This is a genomic window from Candidatus Mesenet endosymbiont of Phosphuga atrata, from assembly GCF_964020175.1.
Classification (GTDB): Bacteria; Pseudomonadota; Alphaproteobacteria; order Rickettsiales; family Anaplasmataceae; genus Mesenet.
In genome coordinates this window covers 842,208-868,689 of the sequence record NZ_OZ026541.1, presented here as the reverse complement: position 1 = coordinate 868,689, position 26,482 = coordinate 842,208, and the positions used below count along the sequence as shown (strand labels likewise).

Annotated in this window: 23 protein-coding genes, 1 tRNA gene and 2 pseudogenes; 8 read left to right on the top strand and 18 right to left on the bottom strand. The window is 32.0% G+C overall.

The genetic code is table 11. From position 1 onward, the window contains the following. Positions 1–18 precede the first annotated feature (18 nt). Together AACL09_RS04220 and AACL09_RS04215 are read left to right on the top strand one after the other, a co-directional pair. Positions 19–1,035 carry an ankyrin repeat domain-containing protein gene (locus AACL09_RS04220; RefSeq protein ID WP_339047214.1) on the top strand — a complete coding sequence of 339 codons (1,017 nt, stop codon included), beginning with the start codon at positions 19–21 and terminating at the stop codon, positions 1,033–1,035. Positions 1,036–1,385: 350 nt separating this feature from the next. After that, entirely contained in the window at positions 1,386–1,553 is a 168-nt protein-coding gene (locus AACL09_RS04215) for a hypothetical protein (RefSeq protein WP_339047212.1), read from the top strand. A gap of 451 nt (positions 1,554–2,004) precedes the next feature. Here the strand turns inward: AACL09_RS04215 and AACL09_RS06445 are convergent, their stop codons facing one another. The 6 genes and pseudogenes from AACL09_RS06445 to AACL09_RS04190 form a co-directional block, all read right to left on the bottom strand. Beyond that, positions 2,005–2,208, bottom strand: a complete 204-nt coding sequence (locus AACL09_RS06445; RefSeq protein ID WP_410519794.1) for a transposase — start codon at positions 2,206–2,208, stop codon at positions 2,005–2,007. Between the two features lie 330 nt (positions 2,209–2,538). Beyond that, positions 2,539–2,715 carry a hypothetical protein gene (locus tag AACL09_RS06440; RefSeq protein WP_410519793.1) on the bottom strand — a complete coding sequence of 59 codons (177 nt, stop codon included), beginning with the start codon at positions 2,713–2,715 and terminating at the stop codon, positions 2,539–2,541. Positions 2,716–3,009: 294 nt separating this feature from the next. Beyond that, a pseudogene (locus AACL09_RS04205) lies at positions 3,010–3,143 on the bottom strand (helix-turn-helix domain-containing protein); the annotation flags it as partial. Between the two features lie 399 nt (positions 3,144–3,542). Next, entirely contained in the window at positions 3,543–3,686 is a 144-nt protein-coding gene (locus AACL09_RS04200; RefSeq protein ID WP_339047210.1) for a hypothetical protein, read from the bottom strand. A gap of 471 nt (positions 3,687–4,157) precedes the next feature. After that, positions 4,158–4,292 (bottom strand): annotated as a pseudogene (locus AACL09_RS06435) (transposase family protein); the annotation flags it as partial. A gap of 311 nt (positions 4,293–4,603) precedes the next feature. Next, a complete protein-coding gene (locus AACL09_RS04190) occupies positions 4,604–6,325 on the bottom strand; it encodes a hypothetical protein (protein WP_339047208.1) in 1,722 nt (573 codons plus the stop codon). Positions 6,326–6,496: 171 nt separating this feature from the next. Between AACL09_RS04190 and polA the strand changes: the two genes are divergently transcribed. Next, the gene (gene polA, locus AACL09_RS04185) at positions 6,497–9,016 is read left to right on the top strand and encodes a DNA polymerase I (protein WP_339049017.1); all 2,520 of its coding nucleotides are present in this window, start codon (positions 6,497–6,499) and stop codon (positions 9,014–9,016) included. Between the two features lie 62 nt (positions 9,017–9,078). On the opposite strand, the gene AACL09_RS04180 is transcribed toward polA, so the two are convergent. From AACL09_RS04180 to AACL09_RS04170, 3 genes are all read right to left on the bottom strand, one after another. Next, entirely contained in the window at positions 9,079–10,092 is a 1,014-nt protein-coding gene (locus AACL09_RS04180) for a hypothetical protein (protein WP_339047206.1), read from the bottom strand. A 175-nt stretch (positions 10,093–10,267) separates the two neighbouring features. Further along, the gene (locus AACL09_RS04175) at positions 10,268–10,999 is read right to left on the bottom strand and encodes a hypothetical protein (protein WP_339047204.1); all 732 of its coding nucleotides are present in this window, start codon (positions 10,997–10,999) and stop codon (positions 10,268–10,270) included. Positions 11,000–11,057: 58 nt separating this feature from the next. After that, positions 11,058–11,558 (bottom strand): hypothetical protein, encoded by a 501-nt coding sequence (locus AACL09_RS04170; protein WP_339047202.1) that lies wholly within the window; start codon positions 11,556–11,558, stop codon positions 11,058–11,060. A 244-nt stretch (positions 11,559–11,802) separates the two neighbouring features. Between AACL09_RS04170 and tldD the strand changes: the two genes are divergently transcribed. Continuing rightward, positions 11,803–13,233, top strand: a complete 1,431-nt coding sequence (gene tldD / locus AACL09_RS04165) for a metalloprotease TldD (RefSeq protein ID WP_339047200.1) — start codon at positions 11,803–11,805, stop codon at positions 13,231–13,233. A gap of 6 nt (positions 13,234–13,239) precedes the next feature. Here the strand turns inward: tldD and AACL09_RS04160 are convergent. Continuing rightward, positions 13,240–13,311 (bottom strand) — tRNA-Asn (locus AACL09_RS04160). 152 nt (positions 13,312–13,463) lie between these two features. Between AACL09_RS04160 and rpsU the strand changes: the two genes are divergently transcribed. Genes rpsU through sucD form a run of 3 tightly spaced genes read left to right on the top strand, consistent with a single transcriptional unit; the run spans position 13,464 to position 15,747 of the window. After that, entirely contained in the window at positions 13,464–13,655 is a 192-nt protein-coding gene (gene rpsU, locus AACL09_RS04155) for a 30S ribosomal protein S21 (protein WP_339047198.1), read from the top strand. A 48-nt stretch (positions 13,656–13,703) separates the two neighbouring features. Continuing rightward, positions 13,704–14,867 (top strand): ADP-forming succinate--CoA ligase subunit beta, encoded by a 1,164-nt coding sequence (gene sucC / locus AACL09_RS04150; RefSeq protein WP_339047193.1) that lies wholly within the window; start codon positions 13,704–13,706, stop codon positions 14,865–14,867. Between the two features lie 4 nt (positions 14,868–14,871). Further along, positions 14,872–15,747 carry a succinate--CoA ligase subunit alpha gene (gene sucD / locus AACL09_RS04145; protein ID WP_339047191.1) on the top strand — a complete coding sequence of 292 codons (876 nt, stop codon included), beginning with the start codon at positions 14,872–14,874 and terminating at the stop codon, positions 15,745–15,747. 175 nt (positions 15,748–15,922) lie between these two features. On the opposite strand, the gene AACL09_RS04140 is transcribed toward sucD, so the two are convergent. From AACL09_RS04140 to AACL09_RS04125, 4 genes are all read right to left on the bottom strand, one after another. Next, the gene (locus tag AACL09_RS04140; RefSeq protein WP_339047189.1) at positions 15,923–16,855 is read right to left on the bottom strand and encodes an ankyrin repeat domain-containing protein; all 933 of its coding nucleotides are present in this window, start codon (positions 16,853–16,855) and stop codon (positions 15,923–15,925) included. 94 nt (positions 16,856–16,949) lie between these two features. Continuing rightward, complete coding sequence (gene ruvX / locus AACL09_RS04135) at positions 16,950–17,414, bottom strand: Holliday junction resolvase RuvX (RefSeq protein WP_339047187.1); 465 nt, start codon at positions 17,412–17,414, stop codon at positions 16,950–16,952. After that, complete coding sequence (locus tag AACL09_RS04130; RefSeq protein WP_339047185.1) at positions 17,415–19,205, bottom strand: ribonucleoside-diphosphate reductase subunit alpha; 1,791 nt, start codon at positions 19,203–19,205, stop codon at positions 17,415–17,417. A gap of 91 nt (positions 19,206–19,296) precedes the next feature. Then, the gene (locus AACL09_RS04125) at positions 19,297–20,346 is read right to left on the bottom strand and encodes a methyltransferase domain-containing protein (protein ID WP_339047183.1); all 1,050 of its coding nucleotides are present in this window, start codon (positions 20,344–20,346) and stop codon (positions 19,297–19,299) included. 284 nt (positions 20,347–20,630) lie between these two features. Between AACL09_RS04125 and AACL09_RS04120 the strand changes: the two genes are divergently transcribed. Then, positions 20,631–21,638, top strand: coding sequence for an ATPase, T2SS/T4P/T4SS family (locus AACL09_RS04120; protein ID WP_339047181.1), 1,008 nt, complete (start codon positions 20,631–20,633; stop codon positions 21,636–21,638). A 94-nt stretch (positions 21,639–21,732) separates the two neighbouring features. Here AACL09_RS04120 and AACL09_RS04115 read toward each other — a convergent pair whose 3' ends face one another. The 4 genes from AACL09_RS04115 to AACL09_RS04100 form a co-directional block, all read right to left on the bottom strand. After that, positions 21,733–22,335: a hypothetical protein gene (locus AACL09_RS04115; RefSeq protein WP_339047179.1), complete on the bottom strand. Its 603-nt coding sequence runs from the start codon at positions 22,333–22,335 to the stop codon at positions 21,733–21,735. Then, a complete protein-coding gene (locus AACL09_RS04110; RefSeq protein ID WP_339047177.1) occupies positions 22,332–23,759 on the bottom strand; it encodes a hypothetical protein in 1,428 nt (475 codons plus the stop codon). Before AACL09_RS04110 ends, AACL09_RS04115 begins: the two co-directional genes overlap by 4 nt. Positions 23,760–23,913: 154 nt before the next feature. Further along, on the bottom strand, positions 23,914–25,407 hold the full coding sequence (locus tag AACL09_RS04105) for a hypothetical protein (RefSeq protein ID WP_339047175.1): 1,494 nt from the start codon (positions 25,405–25,407) through the stop codon (positions 23,914–23,916). Positions 25,408–25,482: 75 nt separating this feature from the next. Beyond that, complete coding sequence (locus tag AACL09_RS04100; RefSeq protein WP_339047173.1) at positions 25,483–26,370, bottom strand: hypothetical protein; 888 nt, start codon at positions 26,368–26,370, stop codon at positions 25,483–25,485. Positions 26,371–26,482: the final 112 nt, after the last annotated feature.

Sequence of the window (26,482 nt, the reverse complement as noted above, 5' to 3'; positions counted from 1 at the left end):
TATGTGGGGAGGACAATCATGAGTATAGAAGATAAGCTTTTTAGTGCAGTAAAAGATGGACATAAATCAAAAGTAGAGTCTTTATTGAGTAATTTTAGTGCATGTATCTATGCAAAGGATGAGTTAAATAACACATTGTTGCACACAGCTGTTTTGCATGGGCATTATGATATGATAGGGTTATTAATGAGTAAGATGACTATCACTCAAGCTAATTCAAAAAATCACATTTGGTGGACGCCATTGCACTTAGCAGTCTCATTAAATAATTCTATTATGGTTAGCATCTTATTGGAACTTTGCTTAAGGTTTGATATAGCAGATATTGATGGTAATCTTCCAATTCATCTAGCAGCTGAGAGGGATTATGTGGAAATCATTGAGCTCTTATGTGGTGATAAGAACACTATTGATAAGAAAAATAAACATGGATTAACTCCCTTGCATCTTGCAGTACAAAAAGGGCATAAAAAAGCTGTTAGTGCTTTAATATGTGGTGGAGCTGATCTTGATATGCAAGATGGTAGTGAAAAGGGAGATACTGCTTTAATTATGGCAGTTAAAAAGGATCATGCATCAATGGTAAAGCTACTGTTACATCACGGAGCTGACTATAATAAAACGAATAATACTGGGGAGATTTTTGGTGCGTTTGCAACGTCGGAAGAAATGATTAGTATAGTAAGTAAATACGATGAATTTACAGATTTATCTAAATCTCCTATTTCTGAGTTTTTATCACGTAAGCGTAAAACACTTTCAGATATATCAAATACAAGCTCATCTAGTTCTAGTAGTAGAGCAGCGCGTATATGTAAGCGTAGAAGCGCTATTGATGAGATCTTAGACTCACCTATGTCTTGCATAACTGACTACTCAATTTATGAGAATGAAAAATTTTCAAGCATATCAAGTACAAGCTCATCTGAATTTAGTGGTAAGGTTTACATACATAAGCATGATCAACTACAACCAGCTTTAGCTGGTGGTAACGTTTATAAAGCAAGTTTTAAAACTCAGAGATGTTTATTATGAAACTTTCAATATACTTCTGTACATCTGCAGCATTCACATTGCCAACTGTAACAGCAAATTGCCCATAGATCCAATATCTTTTTTTTAATTGTTCGAATTCTTGTTTTTGATATACTGTTGGATAGTGGGTGACATAGAATATGTAAGGTGTAATATTACCACTTACAACATCTATGTAATTTATGTTTCTCTTCTCTACTGCTATTTCACCTGTAAATATCTATAAAATAGATCTAATACTAAAGCTCAAGGCGAGCACCTAACTACATAAAAATTAAATTTACATTACTCTGCATCTGATTCCTTTGGAGAAACCAAGTTGTAAAAACTAGAAAGAAGTAAAAAAATATATGGTAAAAAAATTTACTGTAGAATTGTTAATAGAAGAAGAACAAAATATTTTAAAAGAAATGTTGTTGTATGCAATAGAGCAAAAACAAAGTGATGTAGCATTATTGCTTATATGTAATGACGCTGATTATGAAGGATGTAAGGTAAACTCACCAAAAGTGTACTAGACATCACTTAATCTGACAGTGACGAATTAACTGACAGAAGAATTTAAATATACTATCAGAATCCTGATTTAATGTTTTTCGGGAGTATTCAACAAACTGTGTCAAAAACTCAACTGAATTTTTAATCTATTAGGAAAGAAAATATCAAGTTGAGAGATGGTTAAAGCCCAATTTGGTATAGTCCAATTTTGCTCTATCTTTTTTATAGCACAGTATAATTGCTTGTACAAGGCATTTGTACTGGTAAATTGGTTTTTTCCTGATTTGCCTGTGCAGTCCCTCTATGGGATTGGTAGTGTAAACTATCCGCCTAACAGGATCTGAGTACTTAAAATAGCCAGTTTCCCAATTATTTTGCCACTACATTCCCATTTTTCTTCCAGCTCAAATTTTTAGCGATTTCTCTATTTGAAGCTTTTCTTCAAATCATTCATTTTGCTGGATACATATTTTAGTTTATCTGATGCATTATACACAATTGCACTTCTGCGTTGGGAAATACGTTGTTTATGGAAAGCTTTTTAGTCCATCTACACAGGCAACGATTCCACACTTTGAGATCATTTAATACACTAAGCCAGAACTCACTATCAGCCAGATAAAAGCCCAATACTTCTTTTCTGCCATTTTGATCTATACCTAGTATGTTATACATACATTTACTTACGCATCCTCTTTGACTTTAAAAAACATATGAATACTATTGGATATACAGATTGCAGTTACGCCATTCGTTGGTAGTAATTTGTCATTGATATTTCTGCTGCCGATATCTTGTGGTCATAAATTTCTTCAACATGTGATGCTATGTCTCTATAGCCCATACCACTGGCAAATGTGCTTAGCTTCAAGTTCAGGATGCAAGTTTGTTTGTCTTTTTTTGATTATTTGTGGTTCAATTCTCTATCCCTTGGTGTTAGCAGTTCAAACGATCCTGAGTAAAGTTTTCGAGTTTTTTCCATTCCTGCGATTCTTTTCTTCATCTTCAGACGATAAATGATTTTCTTTCTAAACTTGCTTCTATCAGCTTTTTTATTAATGGTGTTAGTGCTTCTCCTTTGCCAGTTAGTGGCTTGCCTTCTCGTATAGATGACAGAATATTCTCTTCCAATTCTTTATAGTCTACTAATCCAATATAGTTATTTGCTGTTTTTTGACTCATGTGTAAAACCTCCATTTTTTATACTATTTAAATATATTTATTCTCGGTTTGACACAGTTTGTTGAACACTCCCTAACCTGAGTATCAATTTCACTATCTTTGTTCTTTCACTTTTTCTAAAGCTGTTAGAATTATTCCATCTTTTTGCTTCTAGTGCTTTAAGTCTTTTCTTAAAAGTCTCAACTATCCACCTTCAGATATTATTTTTTTCTCAGCTCATTTTTTATATGCTGGAAATTCTGTTGCTATACAGATCTTTCTATGTCTTCCGAAACTCTGTTTGCAAACTTTCTTACTTATCTTATCTCCATTTTCGTATAACTCCTTGAAGCGATAAAATTTGAGTATCCCATCACTTTGCACGCTTGTGACACATTTCCTAGTTGTTTTGCTAAAATCCTAGTTTTAGTATTTTTTTTGTATTGTATTCATTTCTCTTATTTTTTGTTATTTTTTTGTTCTAAGTGTCAGTTCAAGTTTTATTTAATACATATTAGAGAACCTCTTTCGAAACTCATATAGAAAATTATAAATAGCAGCAATCAAATTGAATCTCAGAGCAAAACTCTGCGATAATTTTGAATCTAACCCAATCACATTCTCTATTACCACTCTTTTGCTCATGGGTTGCCGATTTTCTTTCTTTTGTTCGTTAGTCAATTTTTTGTTTTTCTATGTGGCAGCTCTCATGAATTTTTCTCATCCCTCTGTATCCACTATCCGCTAAAACTTTAACAATTTTTGATTCCTTGAATATTCGAAAATTCTGCCGTTTGCAAATGATTTGCTCTGTTTTTCTACAATTAACTGAGTTTTGAATGTATTTCTTACCTGAATTCGTTGCTTTTTTCAGATCTTTCTATCGGTGTTTCTGTACTATCTATCACTAAAACTTCATATTCCATATCATTTTTTAACAATTCTTTTCGATTCGGTAACGCAAAATCTGGGTGCTCTATTATTCTACCCACTTTACTCTAGATCCCCTGAGAAACGGTATATTAGTAACGAGGCATGAGTTAGGCCAAAGCAAAAAAACCATGCTTCAAGTTCCAGAAATAATATTAAACTTCATTTTTCTGAAAATTACGGTAAACATAATTTTAAATATCTTTGAATCTTATTTTCCACTCTCATCCTAAACGACGCAAGCTATGATCCTTTTGCTCCGGGGTTTTTTACGGTATTTTTTATACTTTCTGCAATTTTTGCCAACCCTAGAATCAGCATATTTTATGCTATCTACTGGCAGAACTGTTTTCGTATCTTAAACACGATGAGATTTTGAAACCTTGTCCGTTTTCTTCATTTCGGTTTTTATGTTTTCTTTTTTCCAATTCCTTCTCTTTTTGCTATCTTTTGGCTGCTGTGTCTGTCACATCTACCAAAATATTTTTTCTGGTTTTGTGATCTTGATTTTTTTCGCTAACCCATTTTTTTTAGCAAATATTTGAATTGTGTAAATTAAACAAATAGCCCAAAAATGGATGCATTATATACGTTCGGTAGTATATTAACACACATAAAATTTTGTCTTCTAGCGTTTTAATGTGATTCCGTCGCCTGTTTTTTAACTTTTTCCCACTAACTATTTCGACTATTTTTTCGCATTCTGCTATCAGCAAATTGACGGAATATATATTTGCCACTTTTTCATAACTTCTGCCAAAACTGCTATTTTATATCTTTCTCTCTCTTTTCATACCTGTTTCCTCACTTTCTCAGGGGGTCTACAGTTTGTTGAACGTTCTCTTACTTTATTTTTGGGAGGTTTCTGCTATTGCTATATAAATTTATATATCTATAAAATTTTTTTACCAGCTTCAGTAATTTCAGAAGCTGGTCTTTTCTTCTTTTTTAGTTTGATTTTAGAAACTCTTGCAAATCCTTATTTACTTAAAGAAGAAGCAGGTCGGCTTACTGACACTTCGGATAATCTAGTGCTACAACTTTTTTGATAAGCACTTCCAAATTCTCTCTTAAATGCATATTCAAGATTAGATTTTTCTTTAGGTTTGTCTTCTGAGCTCTTAGCTAAATTACTATAAAGTTTGTGTAATCCTTTAAGTATTTCCTTATCTTCACCCTTGTATTGCTGAGAATCTAAAAGACTTTTTGCAGCGTCTCTTTTGCGACTAAAAATCTCTCTTTTTTCTGCAAATGTTAACTCAACTCTTGATTCAGGCAGGTAATTTTTTGTGGTATCATCTGGTCTTATTGCCCATATATTAGTTTGAGAGGCCCATCTTTCTTTGCGTAATTCTGTTATTGCTTCTTTCAAGTCAGGATGTAACTTTTTATTGTGACTAAAGTGAGTTTGCACTTTTCCTAACTGATGTAATAGAAGGTCATAACGTTCTTTCAAATTTACTTCCGATTTTGCTGTAGAAATTGCTTCCTCAATTTTTGTAATGTCACCTTTTAAAATCTTATCTTGTAGTTCCTGCTGTTCCCTCTGTTGATGAGCCAGTATTTTTTTTGTTTCTTTAAATAGTTGCTTATTTACTCCATATAATGTCCGCTTTAAATCACGCTTTAATTCTTTGAGCAGAGGAATATCTTTTTCTGTAACCTTCAATACTTTATCATTATTATTTTTGTCTACATTAATTAGTGAATCCACCGTCTTTATTTTTAAATTTAACCTCTCTGCGCTTATTTTTAGCATATCAAGAGTTCCATATTTAACTCTTTCTTCTACTGTCTTCCGAGCACTTAAGTTGACTTGTGAAATAAATTCGTCAATTTTAGATGATAACTGATCTTTACGATTTATTTCTTTCTTTTTTTCTTGCAAAGGCGTTAGATCTCTTAGACTTGTATACTTACCATTCGATCTATCCGCTTTTAAGCTTTCTTTCGTATCAGATAAAATCTTTTTTGCTGAGTGCACTTCTTCCCCCACTGATTTTTCTGAATTCAATATATTATTTGAATCTTCACTAATAGCAGAAGTTAACTTATCATCTGTTTGAGCATTGACGTTGGAAACATTAGATTTAAAAGTTGGCACAGTTGGGGATGCAACTTTTTTTGCCAATTTTACTGATCTATCTTGAATGCTTGGTTTTTTTATTGAAGCAAAACTGCCTTCATTGGTTGGAATTTTTTCAATACTAGTTGATTCAGTATCAGAAAAAGTTGTAAAAGAAGACAGGGCACGTGGGTTATGATTGGTATCATTGGAAGAAAGAGATGATAACATATCATCAACATCGCTTTCATAAGCAAAGCCATGTGATTCTTTGTTTTCAAAAGATCCAAATAGTTCTTCTGTTGATATATTTTTAGCTGCACTTCCCGTAGAGAATAATGATTCATTACTGCTATACGGATTTGATGTTTCTGGTAACGAAGATATACCGCTATCAACGCTTTCACTTCTTTGGCTTTTTAGAGATGTTGCATCATCCTTAAAACTATCAGAACTAAAAGTAGAGATATCACTACTAATACTTGTTCTTCTACTGTCTGACAAAGAACTTTTTCCCCTAAAAGGTTGTATAGGTACAGATTTACCATTATCTGTATACTCTGTATAGATAATTGGTGAGCTAATCTGATCTATTCCCTTCTGACTCTGTTTGTTGTTTTGATCCTTTGTATGCATAATCTCTTCTCAATTTAAAATAATTAATAATATTAATTTTGATGATAATATGTTAATAATTGGTTAAATATTAGGTTAATTTATTATATATAGATATTGTAATACTAACTAAATACTAATCACTTGTCTTTTTCTCTTAGTAATAGATACTAGGAGCTTATAATGTAGATTATAGTGGAAAAAACTTTAACAATAATAGATGGATATGGTTTTCTCTTTCGTGCATATTATGTACTGCCAGGCCTAAGCACTACATCAGGTTTGCCTATTGGTGGGGTGTATGGCTTTATCAATATGCTACTTAAATACTTAACAGGATATTTAGTTATAGCTTTTGATACTGGCGAGAAGAATTTTCGTCATGAAATATACCATGGATATAAAGCCAATAGACAAAAGCCGCCTGAAGATTTAATACCACAATTTGCAATACTGAGAGAGGCAGTGTCAGCTTTTAACTTAAATTGCGAAGAAGTGATAGGGTATGAGGCTGATGACGTTATAGCCACACTGGCAAAAACATATAGTAAATATGATGATTTAAAAATAACAGTGGTTACAGCTGATAAAGATTTGTTTCAGCTCATAGATGAAAAAGTTTCAGTATTTGATCCTATGAAAAATAAATATATAAAAGAAGAAGATGTAATTGCGAAATTTGGGGTAGGCCCAGATAAGCTTTTGGACCTACTTGCACTGACAGGAGATGCATCCGATAACATACCTGGAGTTTTGGGAATAGGTGTCAAAACTGCAGCAAAATTGCTAACTGAGTTTGGTTCGCTAGAGAATACCTTGGAGAATGCCCATCAAATTAAGCAAAACAAGTGCCGAGAGGCTATACTGGCTTATAAGGAGTGGGCGCTGCTTTCAAAGCAGTTGGTTTCCCTAGCTACAACAGTAGAAATTGAAGGTGATTTAGAAAAATATAGAATAAAAGCTCCAGATATCCAAAAATTAACAGACTTTCTCAAAAAATATGAATTTAAGTCCTTAATTCCAAGAGTACAAAAATTATTTTCATATGAGACGCAAGCTCACAATGAAAAAAACATAGTTGAATATAGTAATGAAAATTTACTTGTATTTTTAGATAGATGTAAATCTGAAGGGAAAATGGCTCTTTATCTTCATGAGGAAAGTAAAACTTTAAGTATTGCTTATAGTGAAAATGATCTTTTTTGTGTGGAGCAAGATAATATAGAGCCATCTCTTAAGCTGCTCAGCCCTATTCTTATTTCTAAGGGAGTACTTAAAATAGTATATAATACAAAAGATTTAAGAAAATTTTTGCCTGAAATTGATGCAGTAGATGATGTAATGATCATGTCCTATAGCATAGATACAGGCAAGCATGACCATAAACTTGAAACTATAATTAAGTATAATTTGGATGTAGAGATAGCTGAGCCTTCAGCACAAACTTTGATTTTGCTACATAATAAACTAAAACAAAAGTTATTCTCTCAAAGATTGTTTACCATTTATGAGCGCTGTGAAAGGCCGCTTGAAAAAGTATTAGCTGATATAGAAAAACAGGGAATACTAATAAATGAAGGAGTGTTAAAAGAGTTATCAGAAGATTTTTCTCAAAAGATAACTTTATTAGAAAAGGAAATATATGAGCTAGTTGGGGAAGAGTTTAATATTGGGTCGCCAAAACAGCTGAGCCATATTTTGTTTGATAGGCTCAACCTTGATAAAGGCAAAAAAGCAAAATCGGGAATATACAGCACAAATGTTGAGGTACTTGAAGAACTTGCAGCAGATGGTCAGAAAATTGCAAATAAGGTCCTTAGCTGGCGTCACTTCAGTAAGCTGAAAAACACTTATACAGATGCTTTAATAAGCCAGGTCAACAGTAGCACCAAGAGAATCCATACTAACTATTCCATGGTTGCAACTGCAACTGGTAGACTAAGCTCAAATAATCCTAATCTTCAAAACATACCAATAAGAAGTGAAGAGGGAAACGCAATCAGAAAAGCTTTTATTGCACCTGAAGGTTACAAAATTATAGCTGCTGATTATTCACAAATTGAGCTTAGGCTTATAGCACACATTGCCAACGTTTTAGCATTTAAAAACGCTTTTACTGAAGGTAAAGATATCCATGCAATTACTGCAAAGCAGATATTTGGTGTAGAGGAAAGAAATCTCAGTGAATCTTTAAGGCGGAAAGCAAAGTCTATAAATTTTGGTATTATCTATGGTATCAGCCCGTTTGGGTTAGCAAAGCAACTGGGAATAACTAAAAATGAAGCTGCAGAATTTATTGATCACTACTTTTCTTGCTACCCAGAAATTAAAATATATATGGAAAAAATGAAGTTATATGCAAAGTCCCATGGTTATGTTAAAACTCTTTTTGGTAGGTATTGCTTTATTCAAAATGTAAATAGTAAACTGCGGCAATTTGCCGAAAGGGCAGCAATTAATTTTCCTCTGCAAGGTACTGCAGCTGATATCATAAAAAAAGCTATGGTTCGTTTATTTGATAGACTTAAAATTGGCAAGATAATACTTCAAGTTCATGATGAATTAATTGTTGAAGCAGCGGAAGCACATGTATTTGACGTTGCAAAATTAATGCAAGAAGTGATGGAGAACATAATAAGTGTGCCACTTAAAATAGAAGTAAAAGTCGGCAATAGCTGGGGCAGTATGGAAAAAATTACAAACTTAATCTAGATTTATTGATAAATAGAACGCACACTATTTTGTCTTGTTTGTTACGCAATCAAAATATGCAATTATGTAATAGAATTGATCAATTTTCCCATATTTTGCATCAATGCAACATTGTCCAAACTTTGACTGGATTTACTAAAAGTAGTATATACACAATAGCAAATCAAAGCAGTAATAGCAACTGTAACAACTACTGTTAAGGCATAGTAGAAGATTTTTTTATTAGCTGTTTTATGCCTTATCCTTTTTGTATTAACAAAAAGCTCTTCACTTCTTTCTTTTAAATCTTCTGTTTTTTCTAGTAGTACTTCTAATGATTGCCCTCTTGTTATAACTTTTTCAACGTTACTACGCATTATGCTTATTGTTTCATTAACTTCCTGCTGCATTTGTTGTATTTTGTAAGTATTTTTCGGCACTTGTTCAACTTTATGGATTTTATTTATATGTTGCTTAATCTCTTCAAAAATTATCTTTCTAATCCATAAATCACTTTTTAATTGATAATTTTCATTTTTTATCTCTGTCTTTGCTATTTTTTCTAGTATCTTTTTATTTTCACCGATTAGCTTATCTGATTTTTCATCTGTGATTCTAGTTTTTTTTAACTTTCCTTGATTTAAAATTACGTTGAGACTTTGTTTAATACAATCACTAACTGAATTTTGTTGATCATCATCAAGTAGATGTTGATATTTGCAGCACAACATACCATAGATATTCAACGTTTCTAAACTTTTATTTATGTATTTCTTTTTAGGTTGTGTAGCTATCTTTTTAAGTAATGTATTTCTAAGTTTATCATTATCTTTAAATTCAGTAGTTTGAATCCAGCATGATTGTTCTGTATATGTATCGTAATTAGATTTCACACTTGAATGATTTTTCTCTAGTTGAGCGTGTTTTATTTCAATATGAAAATTTTTCCACCATATGTATTTTATCAATTTATAATTAAGTTCATCACTTTGCTTTATAAGTTGATAATATTTCAGTCTATCAGGCTCTATTTTTGAACAAAGTCGCTTAATTTTACTAGGTATGACAGATTTACATTTTTGTATAAGATCTATCACTATTTCCCCCTCTTTACTATTAAACTTAATTTTATAATAAAATTCTTAATTTTTTAGCAAAAAGAGAAAATCTTCTATGCAGCAAAAATGCTAATTTAAAACCCTACTTTTGAATACATGTATTTCTTTGTCTTCTATAAGCAAATCTTACTGCAAGAGATTAAAAAAATAAAAATCAGGTAATTGAAGTGAACAATTCCTTACAATTTTTATGCATGCCCTTTTCTATATCAATACTTTCTACAGCAGAATTGGGTTTTTTATATAAGTGTCCATGACAACTAGAAACTTTTCTAGCAAGGCCATACAAAAAGGCAACTCCACCAAGAATACCAAAAATACCAAAAGTAGGATTAAAAGCCAAAGCAGCAAAAGTACCACAAGCCATAGTAATAGCACCACCACCTATACTCATATCTGTAATACATTTGGATTTTGAATTATTGTTTTTAAGTAACTGCTCGTGATTATTTATGGATGTAGTTACTAATTTTGTAGCTTTTTTAGCACTATCAGTCTTGTTTTTTAAATCAGCTGCAGTATTTAATAAATCATCACATTCTTCTTTACATTTTTTTAATTCTTCTGATGTATTACGAGTATTTTTTAGGTGAATTTCATCTAACTTTTTACCATCTTCATAACAAGTTTTCTCTACAAGAACATAACCCTCTTTTACCTTAAGCTCTCTGCTAGATTCACCTGCAGAATTATTTTTATGTGTTTTAGTCTTTTGACTTTTGTTTGGTTTCTTAATAGCACTATTGGTTTTAGGTTCATTAACAGGCTTACCTATGGAATCACTGTCTCCTTCACTTATTCCACTATCTTCAGTATTTTTATCCCGTTGTAATTCAATAGTAGTGCTTTCAATGTTATCATGTTTTTGTGTATTATTATATAGCATAGTTCCCCCATAAACTAATTTAACTGGAAAATATTATACTAAAAAGTTATAAAAAATATTAAATAGCAGAATTTACTAAAGCTGCGACATTTTGTTTTACAACAGCGTTGTCTAAAATACAGCTGGGGCAAGTGAGATGAAAAAAGGTTACATAACAAACTAAAGCAACAAGCACAACTGCTGAAATAGCAAAAACTGTATTTGTCCATTGCCGTTCTTTATAATCATTAGAGAGTTTTTTCACCCCCCTATGATTATTTATATTCTCCATCTTTATCTCATTTATCCCATTGGAACATTCTTTTAATTCTTTCTTTATTTTTTTAAAGTTTTGACGTAATTCATTAATATCTTTACTGTGATGCTTATCTCTAATTACACATTCTAACTTTCCAAGAATTCTGAAATAATTTTTATTTTTCTCTTTACTGTGAGATTGATTACACTGCCTCCTAGAGCTAGCATATATACTAGCTTCTTCTTTTTCAAGCAATCCTTTATTATCTTTGATATATTTCTCTATTTGTTTTATTTGTGACTCAATACCCTCCCCTGGCATAACTTTCCCCCCTTTTTTATTCGTTATACTTTAAGATTTAAAATTTAATTTTTAATAAAAAAGAGAAGAAAATTTATCACTTCAATTTTGAGAGGAGTAAAGCCTTATAGGTTGGTAAATAAAAAAGTGCCTGAATTGAATTTTCATAATCACGAAGAGTACCAGAAATTAGCGCATCTACCAGTTCTGCCATAGTTGCTATTTTGAGATTACAGAATATAATATATGTTTTTTATACGTAATGATGTTAAATCATACAAATCCTGATAAGATTTTTTTTACACAAAATAACGTTGATATTAACAACATCTATAAAATAGTAAATGACGCATTATGTTTTAGTGACGGTGGAGAACTTTTTTTAGAATCTCATCAGTCAGAACTATTTCATTTCAATGACAGAGTGCTCAAAAATGCAGATTTTAATGTGCGTAAGGGTTTTGGGTTACGTTCATTTTCGGGTGATGTAACATCCTTTGTTTGTTCTTCAAATATTAGCGAAGAAGAAATTAGCCGTGCTGCAAGTTTAATAAAAACAGTAAATTCTAATAATAAGAGCACTATAATTAATCTAGAGAGAAGAAAAAACAGTTTATATCCTAATGTCAACCCGCTAAGTGAAGTAGATTTTAACGCTAAAGTACAGCTACTTCAAGAGGTAGATCTATATGTGCGTTCCCAAAATAAGTACGTGAAGCAGGTAAAAATTACTCTTGCTGGTGAGTGGCAAGTAGTGCAAATAATTAAAAAGGATAATCTCAGATTAAGTGATATAAGGCCATTGGTGCAGTTTAGTATCTCAGTAGTACTTGAGAAAAATGGTAGAACTGAACAAGGAACTATGGGCTATGGTGGTAGAGATGCTTATGATGAATTTATATCTGAGCCTAATTGGAAAAAAGTTGCAGATGAGGCGATAAGGCAAGCACAAAATAATTTGGAAGCAATGCCAACTCCTGCTGGAGAAATGGTGGTAGTTTTAGGTTCAGGATGGCCAGGAATACTGCTACATGAAGCCATAGGTCATGGGCTAGAAGGAGATTTTAATCGTAAAGGGGTGTCAGCATACTCAAGTCTTCTAGGAGAGCAAGTAGCTGCAAAAGGCATCACTGTAATTGATGATGGTACGATAAATAACCGTCGTGGTTCTTTAAACATAGATGATGAAGGTGTTCCTTCAGGTTATAACGTACTTATCGAGGATGGTGTTTTAGTAAAATACATGCAAGATACCCTAAACGCTAATCTTATGTCTGTTTGTACAACAGGAAATGGCAGAAGAGAGAGTTATGAGAAAATTCCTATGCCGCGCATGACAAATACTTATATGCTTGCAGGAAATTGTGATCCAAGTGAGATAATATCTAGTGTTAAGCGTGGTTTATACGCTGTAAACTTCAGTGGTGGTCAGGTTGATATTACTTCTGGTAAATTTGTATTCTCAGCTTCAGAGGCATATTTAATAGAAAATGGCAAAATCACACACCCAGTAAAAGGGGCCACTTTAATTGGTAATGGACCAGATATACTAAAAAAAGTATCAATGATTGGTAATGATTCAAAACTTGATCCAGGAGTTGGAACTTGTTCTAAAAATGGACAAAATATCCCCGTTGGAGTTGGGCAACCGACATTAAAAATTGACTCAATAGCCGTAGGAGGTACTGAGATATAGCTTAAGCTCCCCGGGCCGGATTCGAACCAGCGACCAATTGGTTAACAGCCAACTGCTCTACCGCTGAGCTACCGAGGATCTTATTTTTTAGCTCTATCACATCTAGCATTATTTGTAAAGAAAAACATAGTGCTTTGCATAAAATGGTTTGACATAAAAAGGATTATGGGTTAATACACATTGTGGTTTAATTGTAAGCAGATACTGCAATAGAGAGGAGGTTTTTTACTTTGGTACAAGAAAAAGTTCAACATGGTAATTTAGATCAAGCTTTAAGGATTATAAAAAGAAAGCTACAACGAGAAGGTATGCTTAAAAAAATGAAAATTCGTTATCATGAAAAAAGCTCAGAAAAGCGAAAGAGGAAAAAAGCTGAATCTGAAAGAAGAATAAGTAAAATGAGAGCAAGGAAAAATGAGTAATAAAATTTTATCAATTTCAAGTTTAGAAATATATTCATAAAGGCATCTATGAACATTCATGAATATCAAGCAAAAGAAATTTTTAGGAAATTTTGTATTCCTGTGCCAAATGGTTGCGTAGCTTTATCATCTAATGAGGTTCTATCTGCTACTAAAAAATTAAAACCAGGGGCATTAGTTGTGAAAGCGCAAATACACGCTGGTGGTAGAGGTAAAGCTGGTGGTGTTAAATTAGCAAAATCTGAAGATGAAGTCTTAAAATTTGCAAAAGATATGCTAGGCTCTACTTTAATCACTCATCAAACAGGGCTTGAGGGCCAAAAGGTTCGCAAAGTTTATATAGAAGAAGCGTTTGATATAGAAAAGGAATATTATTTAAGTTTAGTAATTGACTCTAAGTCAAGCAGGCCAGCGCTTATTTTTTCATCAGAAGGCGGAGTAGATATTGAGGAAGTAGCAAAAAATCATCCATCTAAGATAACTACAATTCACATAGATCCAGCATCTGGTTTTGAAAGTTTTTACGGTAGAAAACTTGGTTTCGATTTAGGGTTAGAGCCCAAAAAGGTAAATAAGATCATCAGCATTGCAAAAAATGTATACAATGCTTTTATAAATACAGATGCAAGTCAAATAGAAATTAATCCACTTATTGAAACAAAATCTGGTGATTTTATAGCGCTTGATGCTAAGATCAATTTAGATGATAATGCTTTATATCGTCATTCAGATCTCAAGGAGCTTCGTGATTATGATGAAGAAGTACCAGAGGAAATTGAAGCTTCTAAATACGGCTTAAGTTATATAAAAATGGATGGTAATATAGGATGCATGGTAAACGGTGCTGGTTTAGCTATGGCAACAATGGATATTATTAAATATTATGGGGCAGAACCTGCTAACTTTTTAGATGTTGGCGGTGGTGCAAGTAGAGAAACTGTAACTGAAGCATTTAAAATTATTTTATCTGACAAAAAAGTTAAAGGGATACTAGTAAATATTTTTGGTGGAATAATGCGCTGTGATATTATCGCTAGTGGCATAGTAGAAGCAGCAAAAGAAATGAGCATCAATGTTCCTTTAGTTGTTAGGTTATCTGGAACTAACTTTGAAAAAGGAAAGGAAATTTTACAAGATTCAGGTCTTAATATAGTAGCAGCAGATGAGCTCGATGAAGCCGCACAAAAAATAGTTAATATAGTAAAAATATAATATTATGTCTGTTTTAGTAAATAAGAATACAAAAGTAATATGTCAGGGTTTTACTGGTGAGCAAGGAACGTTTCATTCAGAGCAGGCCATTGCTTATGGTACTTGCATGGTTGGAGGTATCACTCCTGGAAAAGGCGGTCAAATTCACCTTAATTTGCCTGTGTTTAATACAGTAAAGCAAGCAAAATCAGAAGTAGGTGCAAGTGCATCAGTTATTTACGTTCCTGCTCCTTATGCAGCAGATGCAATACTTGAAGCAATTGATGCAGAGATTGAGCTAATTGTCTGTATTACAGAGGGTATACCAGTGCTTGATATGGTAAAAGTAAAACGAGCACTTATTGGTTCTAAGAGTCGTCTAGTTGGTCCTAACTGCCCTGGAGTTATAACGCCAGATGAGTGTAAAATCGGGATAATGCCAGGACATATTCATAAACGTGGTAATATAGGAGTTATGTCTCGTTCTGGAACTTTAACTTATGAAGCTGTAGCTCAAACCACTGCTGTTGGACTTGGGCAGTCAACTTGTATAGGAATTGGTGGTGATCCTGTACATGGCATGACGTTTGTTGATTGCTGTGAGCTGTTTCTTCAAGATGAAGATACCCATGGCATTATTATAATAGGAGAAATAGGCGGCACTGAAGAAGAAGTAGTAGCACATTTTATAAAATCATCTAAGGTTAAAAAACCAATAGTTGGTTTTGTTGCTGGCAAAACAGCTCCTCCGGGAAGACGTATGGGGCATGCTGGAGCGATTATCTCGTCAAGTGATAGTAGTGCTGAAGCAAAGGTAGAAGTGATGCGCAGCAGTGGTATTGTCATTGCCGAAACTCCTGCAGTTATTGGTAAAACAATGCTTACTGCAATGAATTCATAACATTGATAAAAACTGCTCTTTCTATCTATTAAAGCATCTTTTCATTTGCCCTATATTGTCAACATTAACTTCCATAATATGGTCATTACTAACAATATCTGTATCCAATTCTCGTAAATCCATATCCGATTCTTCACTTGCAATAGGAATTGTAGAAGATTGTGATTCTATATCATCATCTAAAACTTCTTGATAAGTTTATATCTCTTTTATTACTTTTAAGAAAAACTTCAAGAGCTGGGTTAAAAATAATCCAACTAGTTAAATCATCTTCAGAGCATTTGACATTTTTAAAGCATTGTTTACCATTCGGCAATTTATAAACAGATAAATCAAGATTTGTTGCATCCATGGGAATAGAAGCAATAAAATCTAATAATTCCTGCTCACATTTAGCTTCTTTAGCATATGCAAAAACGTTACGTTCATCTTCATCCTGAATTGTAAGGTTTAGCTTATTATCATGCTTTTCGTTTTCTTCATTAAAAATCTCTTTGAGCATTTGAAAATGTTCCTCATTTCTTTCATCTTTTTCTCTAAAAACAGTCTGCACTACTTGAAAAAATTCATGTAAAAGCTGTTTAGCATTTTCGATATCTCCGCCGCTGTAAGCTAAATTAGCAGTTGCCATTTCATCAAGAACAAGCATTATTGGTGTTTTTCCATCTTTATCTTGGTGATTAATAATATGTTGTATTTCTTTATAATATAAATACTTCAAGCAATTCGTATGACCATTTGCTATTGCCAACATTAATGCATTATAACCTGATGTATCATTCTCAGTAGCATAAGAGAAATCATGTTTTTCTGGATGAGCTATTATTTTTTCCGGAATATCATTACAAAAAAATTTCAAAATATCACGATGTCCTAACTTAGCTGCATGCATTACTACAGTCATACCATTATTATCTTGAGCATTAAAAGCTGTAATATCGATTTTTTGACATAACAGCTTTACCATTTTTAAATTACCGTCTATTACCGCATGCATCAGCGCAGTTTTGCCTTCTATATCTTTTTTCTTTTGCTCATTTGTGCTTTGTAAAAAAAATTTTTGTACTTGTGTAAAATTTCTCTTTTTTACATTATCTAATAATCTCATTTATTAACCTTTTAACTAATAATTAGTATATTATGGTTAAAATTTTAGCATTATTCAAGAAAAATTAATATTCTTAATATTTATATTAAAATAATCATAATTTATTAATTGCATCCAGCGTTCGTTGCAATATTATTGAGGCTGAAACTTTGTCATTAAGCTTTTTGGATTTTTGGTATGATAGACCAGCAGCAATTAATGCTTCGGTTGCCTCCATAGTTGAAAGGCTTTCATCTTGTAGGTACACAATCATGTTACGCTTTTTTACTATTTTGTTAGCGAAGTTCAGTAATATTTTGTGCCACAGATTATCTCCCTCTTTTAGTTCTATAGGCAAGCCAATTACCATAGAACCTGCATCACCTTCCTCAAAAAGCCTGTTTAAAAAACCAATGTCCTTTCTTATATTTTGCCTATAATAGACGCTATGAGGTGTAGCAATCAGATTTGTTCTATCACTAAATGCTATGCCTATTTTCTTTCTTCCTAAATCTAAAGACATCATACACTTATCTTTAGGAATAAGTTTGACAAACTCCTTCAGCTGAGTACAGAGCATCTATTGACATGATAAACATTCATTGTAGTCAAAACCTACTAGTTGTTTTTTACTGCTGGTTGCCTTTGCTGACAGAGCATCATGTGAAACCTTGTCTGCACGTTGCATTGATTGAGAACGACAGTAATATAAGCTCTTCAATCCTTTTTTCCAAGCAAGCATATGTATTTGGTGCAAATAACGTTTATGAATATTAGCTGGAAGGAAGAGATTAACAGATTGAGATTGGCATATATATGGCGTTCTATCGCCCGCATGTTCTACAACCCAACGTTGATCAAGTTCATAAGCCGTCTTAAACACTGATTTTTCTTCTGCACTGAGAAAATCTAACTCTCTGACTGAACCTTCATTAGTTGATACCAAAGACCATATCGTTTCATTATCCTGGCCTTTTTGGGCTAGCAACCTTTGTAAGAACTTATTTCTTACAGTAAATGAACCCGTTAAAGTCTTCTGCGTAAACACATTGGCCGCATATGGTTCTATCCCTGGAGAAGCATTACCAGCTATAATTGATATCGAAGCAGTTGGAGCAATAGCAAGCTTGTGTGTGAATCTTTCCATAAGGTTTGCTGCTTTAGCATCTGGACATGGACCTTTCTCCAGCGCTAGCTTATGAGATATAGCATCCACTTGTTTTTTTAAATGAGAAAATATCTGCTTATTTAACTGCTTTGCTACCAGCGATTCAAACGGTACCATTCTACTTTGCAAAAGCGAATGAAAACCCATCACACCCATACCAATACTGCGTTCCTGTATAGCAGAATATCTAGCTCTTTCCATCTCGTTTGGAGCTTTACTGATAAAGTCTTCCATCACATTATCAAGAAAACGCATTACATCTTCAATAAATAATTGATTATCTTTCCACTCTTCAAAATACTCAAGGTTGAGTGATGACAAACAACAAACCGCTGTGCGAGATTTGCCTAAGTAATCCTTCCCTGTTGCCAAAGTAATTTCACTGCACAGGTTTGACATCTTTATGTCAAGGTTTAGCCTTCTATAAGATTCTGATTTACTTCTATTAACTGCATCAATAAAAATTATGTATGGCTCTCCAGTTTCAATTCTTGCTGTTAAAATCCTAATCCATAAATCACGTGCTTTGATAGTTGCAACTATTTGGTTATTATGAGGAGTAATCAATTCCCAATCTCCATCATTTGCAACAGCTTGCATAAACTTGTCAGTAACTATAACGCCATGATTTGTATTTAACGCTTTACGATTTGGATCTCCTCCTGTAGGTTTACGTAAATCTAAGAATTCTTCTATCTCAGGATGAGATACAGGTAAATACACTGCTGCACTTCCTCTGCGCAAAGAACCCTGACTAATTGCAAGCGTTAAAGCATTTTGTACAACAATAAATGGAACAATACCTGATGTTTTACCACTATCTTTTACTTTCTCTCCAATTGAGCGCAAATTCCCCCAATAACTACCTATTCCTCCACCACGAGCAGCAAGCCAGACGTTTTCATTCCATAAATCCACTATTCCCTTTAGACTATCCTCGGTTTCATTTAAAAAGCAAGAAATGGGAAGTCCTCTATCTGTTCCACCATTGCTTAAAATTGGCGTTGAAGGCATAAACCAAAGATTACTAATATAATCATAAAGCCTTTGTGTATGAGATAAGTTATCTGCATAATAAGTAGATACACGAGCAAATAAATCTTGGTAGCTTTCATTTTTAACCAAATATCTATCTGATAATACTGCCTTGCCGAAATCAGTTAAGTTGCTATTTTTATCATGATCGACAGTAATTGAAAACATTAAAACTCCTCTACTTTTTAGTAACTTTAAATAAATCTTATGAATGATATAGTATTACAATTCTTTTTAATGTTAACAAGCTATTAATCCCTTAGTCCCTTAATTGTACCACAAACAATATACCATCAACTTGACTACCATACATTTTACAATAACTCATATAGCTTATTTTCATATTAACACTTGAAACTATAGATTCTACATATTCTTTTGAATGACGAAAAAAATCTCCTTCATTTACAAATTCAAATCCCACATCATTTTTTCTTCTAACTGAACATATAATGATACCATTCTCGTTTAACAAATTGCCTGCTAGCTCTAAAATGGGTGCAAAATTTCCTACATAGTTTAATACCTCAATCAGAAGTATCACATCATACCTTAAATCTTGATCTTTTTTAAGAAATGCTTTTATCTCTATGTTGATCAGCTCATTATAGACTAGAGTGCCATTAACAAAACAACCACGTGCAATGTTAAGCATTCTATTTGATATATCAACCCCAACAATATAATTACCAACACCGTACATCTTTAAAAATTGCCCGCATACACCAGTACCACAACCAAGATCTAAAATATTTAATTGTAATAGCCTATCACTCATAAATTTTTTAACCATCATATACACAAATTCATAGCCCTTATACTGTTTTGTAACTAGCCAATGTTCTACAAAATACTCACCAGTATAGTCAAAATATTGTTGAACAATACTATCTGGTACATAATCTATGGAGCTAGGACTCCTTATCTTTTTTATATAATATAATGCTTCTTCATGGTTTGCATCTATTTTTAAGATATTAAGAAAATTGTCATAAGCTTTATTTATATTACCTGCAGCAAAATTACACCTACCTATGTTATACTGCAGTGCTGGTAAGTTACGAAAAAAAATGTTGGCTAGTGAGAAGCGGAATTTTGCTTCGGATACATTACCCTTATAAAAATGGTATAAGCCTAATTCAATATTGGTATTTAATAAATCCTTTATCCTATTGTAAGATATCTTTAACTCCTTACAAAAAATATTATATTGCTTAATGAAAATACTTTTCATGCTTAAAATTGTGTTATGTATCGCGCTCATAAACTCTATTAAAGTCTCTTTAATAAGAGAAATATTATTTCTCATAAAATAACCCTTTCTTTATCTATTTATAATTTAAGATATAATTCTACATACTCTCACATTCAGATTTTAAATATAGAACAGCGTTTTTATTCATATTATATCCAATCCACACTATATCAGTACAATATATCTATATTCACAATCAAGTTAATAATATAAGTGATATAATTTTATTTATAGATAAAATGTTGTTTTTTAATAAAAACTAAAGTATTACTTTATCCAATAAAGTGCTTTTTACAATTTTTTAGCTTTTACGTTAGAAGTAAATAATCTTATACTTTATGATAGATTTAAATAAGTTACTTTCCACTATCTTACTAAATAAGAACGTATCTGACATCTATCTCTTTGAAAACAGTCCCCCTACCATCAGGGAATTCAATGAAATAATTTTTTTGCAAATGCCAAATTTATCTACTCTAGAGATTAAAGACATAATCGCTACTCTTCTTGAAAAAGATCCAGGCAAAAAGGGAAGCAATGAAATAGACCAAGAGACAAAAAATTTCACGTTTGACTTTGATGCAAACAATAGATTACGTGTACATATTTACGATAATGCTAACCAAAGTAGTGTAATTATACATATATTAAAACTTAACACAACACTACTGAATGTGCCTAAAAATTTCTATCAAATAATCGAAAAAGCAGTTGGTCTTGTGTTAATTGCTGGTCCCATAAATAGTGGAAAAACTACAACTATATTACATATATTGAATCAAATTCAAAATAAGCACATTCTAATATTTGATAAAAAGTGTGAACTTAGAGTAAAGTCTGATAAGTCTCTTATAAATTATTGTAACGCAATCTCAGAAATTAGAAAGAGATCTCCTGACATAATATTTTTTCACGACATCGATGATGATGAAGGACTAGTAAAAACTGCTATAAACTGCTTACAAGATGGTTTTTTAGTTATAGCTTCTTTAAGTGCTTCATCTCTTAAAAATGCTATAGCTAAAATGGTAATTCATGAGGATAATGCTCTAAGTGTGTTATCAGAACATATAATAGCTGTAATGTTTCAAATACTAATTAAAAAAAAGGATTGTTCAGATAGTTTGGCCATTTATGACTTTTTTCCATTAAATACCGTAATGAAAAACTACATTATAAACGCTGACATAAAACAGCTACCAAATCTAAATATTAATAATATAATTAATGATTTAGTAAAAAAAGAAATTTTGGATTACACAGCAGCAGATAAAACATTGATAAAACTTGGTTACTGCGGGCTTGACAGTAATGTGCATAACCTAAAACGAGACAATGAATTCTAATTTTATTATATTTCGACTACTATAAAATACGTTAACATAATAGTTTCTTTTCTACATTAAATAAAGAATTCAAATATCAAATTCTTTAGTTAGTTTAAGCCTTATACAATAAACTGTACCAATCAAAAGTAATCTGCCCTGTGATCGTCAAAATAAGATCGCCATTTGTAGCACGTTCTATGATCTCAGGTGTAATTTCTTTTTCTTTCACTAAAGAAAAAGATTTAACTTTAATATAACCTGGCAATGTACTTAACTCGTTCATAAATAGAAAAACATTTTTATCGCTTACTGAGCCAAAGTGCAAATTAATCTCGCTCTTTATGATTTTAATGTACTTATCATTATAAAAAGTTTTAGCTTCTTGTGGTATAGAAATTAATATTTCTGGATTTAATATTTTGTAACTCTTATGCAATTCATTGATTAAATTATTAAGGTTAGCAATATATTTGCCATTATGCATATTTGTAGAAGGAATTCTTTTCCATAAATCTAAATTAGAGACTAATATTGCTTCTCTTTTTTGTATATCTATTATTTGTGAGCTGATAATTTTGTTTTTCCTTGCTATATTTTCGTTTAAAAGCTTCAATTTCCTATTGTAAGTATTACCTAAAAATAACATTGCAACAAAAACTGCAAAAACAAGTAAATAGGAAAATAATTTGATCGTTACTTTTGTTTTTAGACTCATTTTTTTACTAATTTGCTTATATTAACATCTATTATTACATCTTTTTCCCCTAGCGCTATTACAGATGGAAGCTCAGAAAAATCTACTTTATAGTTATAAAATGTAGTATTAAAATTATGCTTTAAATCTTCATACTCATAAAAAATATTACTATCTGATTTTAGGTCATATCTTAGTTTTATATTTACTTCATCCGTCTCATTATCAACTTTCCAATGAAAGGATTTTAGTTCCAAATTATCAGATTTCATTTTGTTTATATATTCAATCTCTGATAGTGGAGAATAATTTAAGCTGGATAACTCATTATGTGCATCAATTATCTCAGAGATTTCATAAATTCTTTCTATACTATAATCACTATTTAGATTCTGAAATTGAGCCTTTAATATCTTCTCGTCTTGTATTAGGTTATTTTTTTCTTGATAATTTGAATAGAGGTTAAAAATAAAAAGAACATTAATTGTTAAAAGTAGTAACAGTGTTAATGATGAAAGATGTGGGAAATACAAATCAAATAACATAAGCTTTGAGTGCTTTTTTGTTTCCCTTGTATGCAAAACAACCTTAGGTTTATTTTCTAAGATAGAAAGTAGTAATACAGTATCACAAAATCTATCATTTGGGTTTATCACATGGGCTAATTTTAAAATTTTAGATAGTTCGTACGGAGTCAAGATACCAACGTTATGTTCAGCAAATTTAATTGCCATCAGGCCAAGCTTGATATCTTGCGGCACTACTATATGTAAATCTATCGAATCATTCTTATGAAAACCAAATCTTCCTAAGTATTGAATGGTATTTTGTACTTCTTGATATACACTACCAGCAATGACGTTTGGCAAAGTACTATCAGTAGATGATATGATGCGCGTGAATATCATCTTATTATCTTTTGTTACTAATTGCCTGAATCCTCCTGTTTTAGTATATGCAACGATAATATTCCAATTATTACCATCCGATTCAATCTCTTTTTGTGCTGAAATTGCATTGAGTATACTAGCCATCTCAATTGGAAGTAGCAGTATTCCTTTAAAGTTACCACCGGCATCTATAATTAATTTAAGCCAACTATTTATGACATTGCTTAGTCTTACGCTTACAAACATATACTGCCAGTTCTTCTCTGACTCACTAGGTTTTGAAAGTAAAAAAGCAGTTTTTAAATCACTATTAGTAGGAATATGCTTTAGTTTTGCTTTAACTATGGAATAGATGCTAAGCTTATCCACAGCTGGGATGCTTTGTACAGTATAATCTTGATCTACGTGATTGAGCACGAGATATATATGTGTTTTCTTATCAGATGCAATGTAAAATTTAAGATCTGTAAATTCACTTGCGTCTTGTACAAAACATCTATTTATTAATATATTATTCTTTATATGTAATAATATAGTCCCTTCTTCCCCTAGCAAAATAACGAGTTTGTTTTTATGTTTGAAGTTTTTAAAGAACATGATTAGCATATTTTAAGATATGCTTTACCAGTAAAAAGCTAAAATAGGGTAAAATAACATCAATGAAATAGACTTTTTGTTTAGATTGTCACAAAAAGTCTATCTCATAAAATTAACTAGCAACAATAACAGCCTTGCTATTGTAATATTCAACTATTGCTTGATCGATTGTTAAACTTGCAGCTTTACCTTCGCTATGTTTACCAGATGATAAAGTCTTCTTACTGTTATAACAACGTTCAGCTTCTCCTATAAACTCTTTGTTCAAAGATGCTATCTCTCTAGGACACTTTTTGAGTTCCAAACCTTCTACACATTCCTTTCTGTAATAATGAACAAAAGAACACATAAACAATGTAAGTATTACACCTGCTGCTGCTGTAAATCCTATTAATTCCATGTTGTTTGTATTAAAAGTTGAAATAGAATCAGCTAGATTCTTAAATCCAATTTGAAAATACTTAGTCAGCAAGTAAGTAGAGGCAAGAGTAACAAAAGCTGCCATCTCAGCACAGATCAGTGGTCTATTTAAAGTCAGTGCCAGCTTTTTAAAAGCTAATGTTTTGTATTTTCTACCATCTAGTAAAGTATAATGTGTATTGTTACTGAGATCTAATTCTATAGACCTAATGCATTTTTCATTATTAATATTTTTGATTTCCTTAAAGACTTGATTATCGTCTTTGGTTCTAGTTATTTTTATTCTCGTATCTTGAAGATTTGAGATAAAAGCCATCATACTCGCTGCAAAGAGCACAGATGCGATAATGATAGGTATGGATAATAATGGATCCTTTGTTAAGTTTTGAATGCTAGCATAATATTTTGGCATTAAGATTGAATACGATGCCATAAAAGTTATAAAAGCAACAGATGGTATTATAAATGCTCTTTGTTGCACAGGATATGCTACTTTTGTTTTAAATTTTGACCATGAGTTTGCAATTGTTTTTGGAGGATTTACACTTGCAAGCATTTCTTTTAAAGTTCGGCTCGCGTTTCCCCATGGCGCATTCCCGTTTGATGTATATGAAGGCGGACTGGAATCTTTAGAGCTTGATGTTGAAGCTCCATCTGAATTTTGTAAATGTGCTCTTAGTGGTTTTTTTAGTGGATTTACGTTTCTTTTTCTCACCCCTTCATCCCCTGGTATATTGATGGCTTTCAACATATCATCACGTGAAAATACTGTATCCCCATCAGGGCTATCAATTAATTGCGGAGTATGTTGTTCACCTATTTCTGCATAAATAGGTTCTTTTTCTGCTAAACTTGATGGCCTTGAGTGATGTTTTTCCCCATGTGACTTACTTTTATGTCTCTTCTCTTTTGTTGAATGTGGGCTACCTTTATGCTCCCTGTCTGTTGAACTAGATGATCTTGAGTGATGTCCTTCTGCATGCTTAGTTCTTCTGTGCTTCTTTTTCTCATCTTCTGCTGAACCTGATGATTCCGAGCTACGTTTCCTTTCATCGGTTTCACGTTTTTTATTTATTGTTGCGTACTGATTCTCTTGTTTAGCTGCTAGATTTTTTTGTGCTGCTTGTTCATCTATATTTTGATCTAAACTCGATCTTGGTGATGGCGTTGGTCCTGTACCCGGCATAATTATCCCCCTAAAATAATGCTTAAGTTAGGATATATATGCTAATCTTATTAAAATTTCGTGAATTTAATTTTTTTAATCCTCTGAGAGTTGGCTCCTGTTTACTTTTGTTTGCGTATACCTAACGCAGCTTTGGTCGTTATGAGTTGCTTGTGCAGCATGTAATGCTAACTTAAGTTTAGATAACAATTCTGAGCTGTTGCTTTCATCTTTTATATCTACATAGCCAATTGATAATTGAGCTATATTACTGATTTTAGAATAAAGTCGCAAGATAACATTTTCTGAATATAACGGACTGCATCCAATTAAAATAAATATAATAGTGTCATCACCTAAATATCCTATAATATCCTCACTACGACAGTTTTCATACAAATTATCTACAATTGCTTTGAGCATATTTTTAGTTAACATTTCATCACTAGCTTGAAAACCAACTATCCCTGCTACAATATCAGTTTTGTATTTTTTAATAAAGTTCAATATTACTTCAAGCTCAAGCATAGTAGAAGGTTCATCCATAACTTCAAGATCAGGGTGCATATTGTATTTTTTGCCATTTAGATACTGGTCTCTAAACATATGCAATTTGTGTGATAGGCTAAGGTCACTTATCAATAATTCATAATTTATTCTCTTAATAGTTGAATTTCCAGTACGAAAAGCTCTAACTCTCACTTTTTTATCACTTTTCATAAGAGAAAGATTGTTAATCTTTGCTAAAAGATCAGATAAATCATTGCCATTATCATCATATTCCAAATTATTTTCTATTAGATTCCTTGAATTGTCGTCAAAAATACTTGTTAATGGTTTATACAATAAATCATTCTCTTTACAGTCCAGCAAATTTTCTGCAGCTTTATTTAATCCAACTATTTCTATGGCTTTTGCTTCATTATCTTGAGAAACAACAATTACCACATCATTTTTTCTTCTTGCAGTTGCAAATTCATGCATATAATTAATGTTAAATTACACTTATAGATTTTAACTTAACTAAGTTAAAATACGGTTACTAAGCATGATAGATTTGTTAATATTTTACATATATAAAATATGATTTATTTTT

Bases quoted from the DNA above. Each gene is read 5' to 3' on its own strand.
- AACL09_RS04220 (WP_339047214.1), top strand. From the start codon at position 19: ATGAGTATAGAAGATAAGCTTTTTAGTGCAGTAAAAGATGGACATAAA.
- AACL09_RS04215 (WP_339047212.1), top strand. From the start codon at position 1,386: ATGGTAAAAAAATTTACTGTAGAATTGTTAATAGAAGAAGAACAAAAT.
- AACL09_RS06445 (WP_410519794.1), bottom strand. From the start codon at position 2,208: ATGTATAACATACTAGGTATAGATCAAAATGGCAGAAAAGAAGTATTG.
- AACL09_RS06440 (WP_410519793.1), bottom strand. From the start codon at position 2,715: ATGAGTCAAAAAACAGCAAATAACTATATTGGATTAGTAGACTATAAA.
- AACL09_RS04190 (WP_339047208.1), bottom strand. From the start codon at position 6,325: ATGCATACAAAGGATCAAAACAACAAACAGAGTCAGAAGGGAATAGAT.
- AACL09_RS04175 (WP_339047204.1), bottom strand. From the start codon at position 10,999: ATGCTATATAATAATACACAAAAACATGATAACATTGAAAGCACTACT.
- AACL09_RS04170 (WP_339047202.1), bottom strand. From the start codon at position 11,558: ATGCCAGGGGAGGGTATTGAGTCACAAATAAAACAAATAGAGAAATAT.
- tldD (WP_339047200.1), top strand. From the start codon at position 11,803: ATGTTAAATCATACAAATCCTGATAAGATTTTTTTTACACAAAATAAC.
- sucC (WP_339047193.1), top strand. From the start codon at position 13,704: ATGAACATTCATGAATATCAAGCAAAAGAAATTTTTAGGAAATTTTGT.
- sucD (WP_339047191.1), top strand. From the start codon at position 14,872: ATGTCTGTTTTAGTAAATAAGAATACAAAAGTAATATGTCAGGGTTTT.
- AACL09_RS04140 (WP_339047189.1), bottom strand. From the start codon at position 16,855: ATGAGATTATTAGATAATGTAAAAAAGAGAAATTTTACACAAGTACAA.
- ruvX (WP_339047187.1), bottom strand. From the start codon at position 17,414: ATGCTCTGTACTCAGCTGAAGGAGTTTGTCAAACTTATTCCTAAAGAT.
- AACL09_RS04130 (WP_339047185.1), bottom strand. From the start codon at position 19,205: ATGTTTTCAATTACTGTCGATCATGATAAAAATAGCAACTTAACTGAT.
- AACL09_RS04125 (WP_339047183.1), bottom strand. From the start codon at position 20,346: ATGAGAAATAATATTTCTCTTATTAAAGAGACTTTAATAGAGTTTATG.
- AACL09_RS04120 (WP_339047181.1), top strand. From the start codon at position 20,631: ATGATAGATTTAAATAAGTTACTTTCCACTATCTTACTAAATAAGAAC.
- AACL09_RS04115 (WP_339047179.1), bottom strand. From the start codon at position 22,335: ATGAGTCTAAAAACAAAAGTAACGATCAAATTATTTTCCTATTTACTT.
- AACL09_RS04105 (WP_339047175.1), bottom strand. From the start codon at position 25,407: ATGCCGGGTACAGGACCAACGCCATCACCAAGATCGAGTTTAGATCAA.
- AACL09_RS04100 (WP_339047173.1), bottom strand. From the start codon at position 26,370: ATGCATGAATTTGCAACTGCAAGAAGAAAAAATGATGTGGTAATTGTT.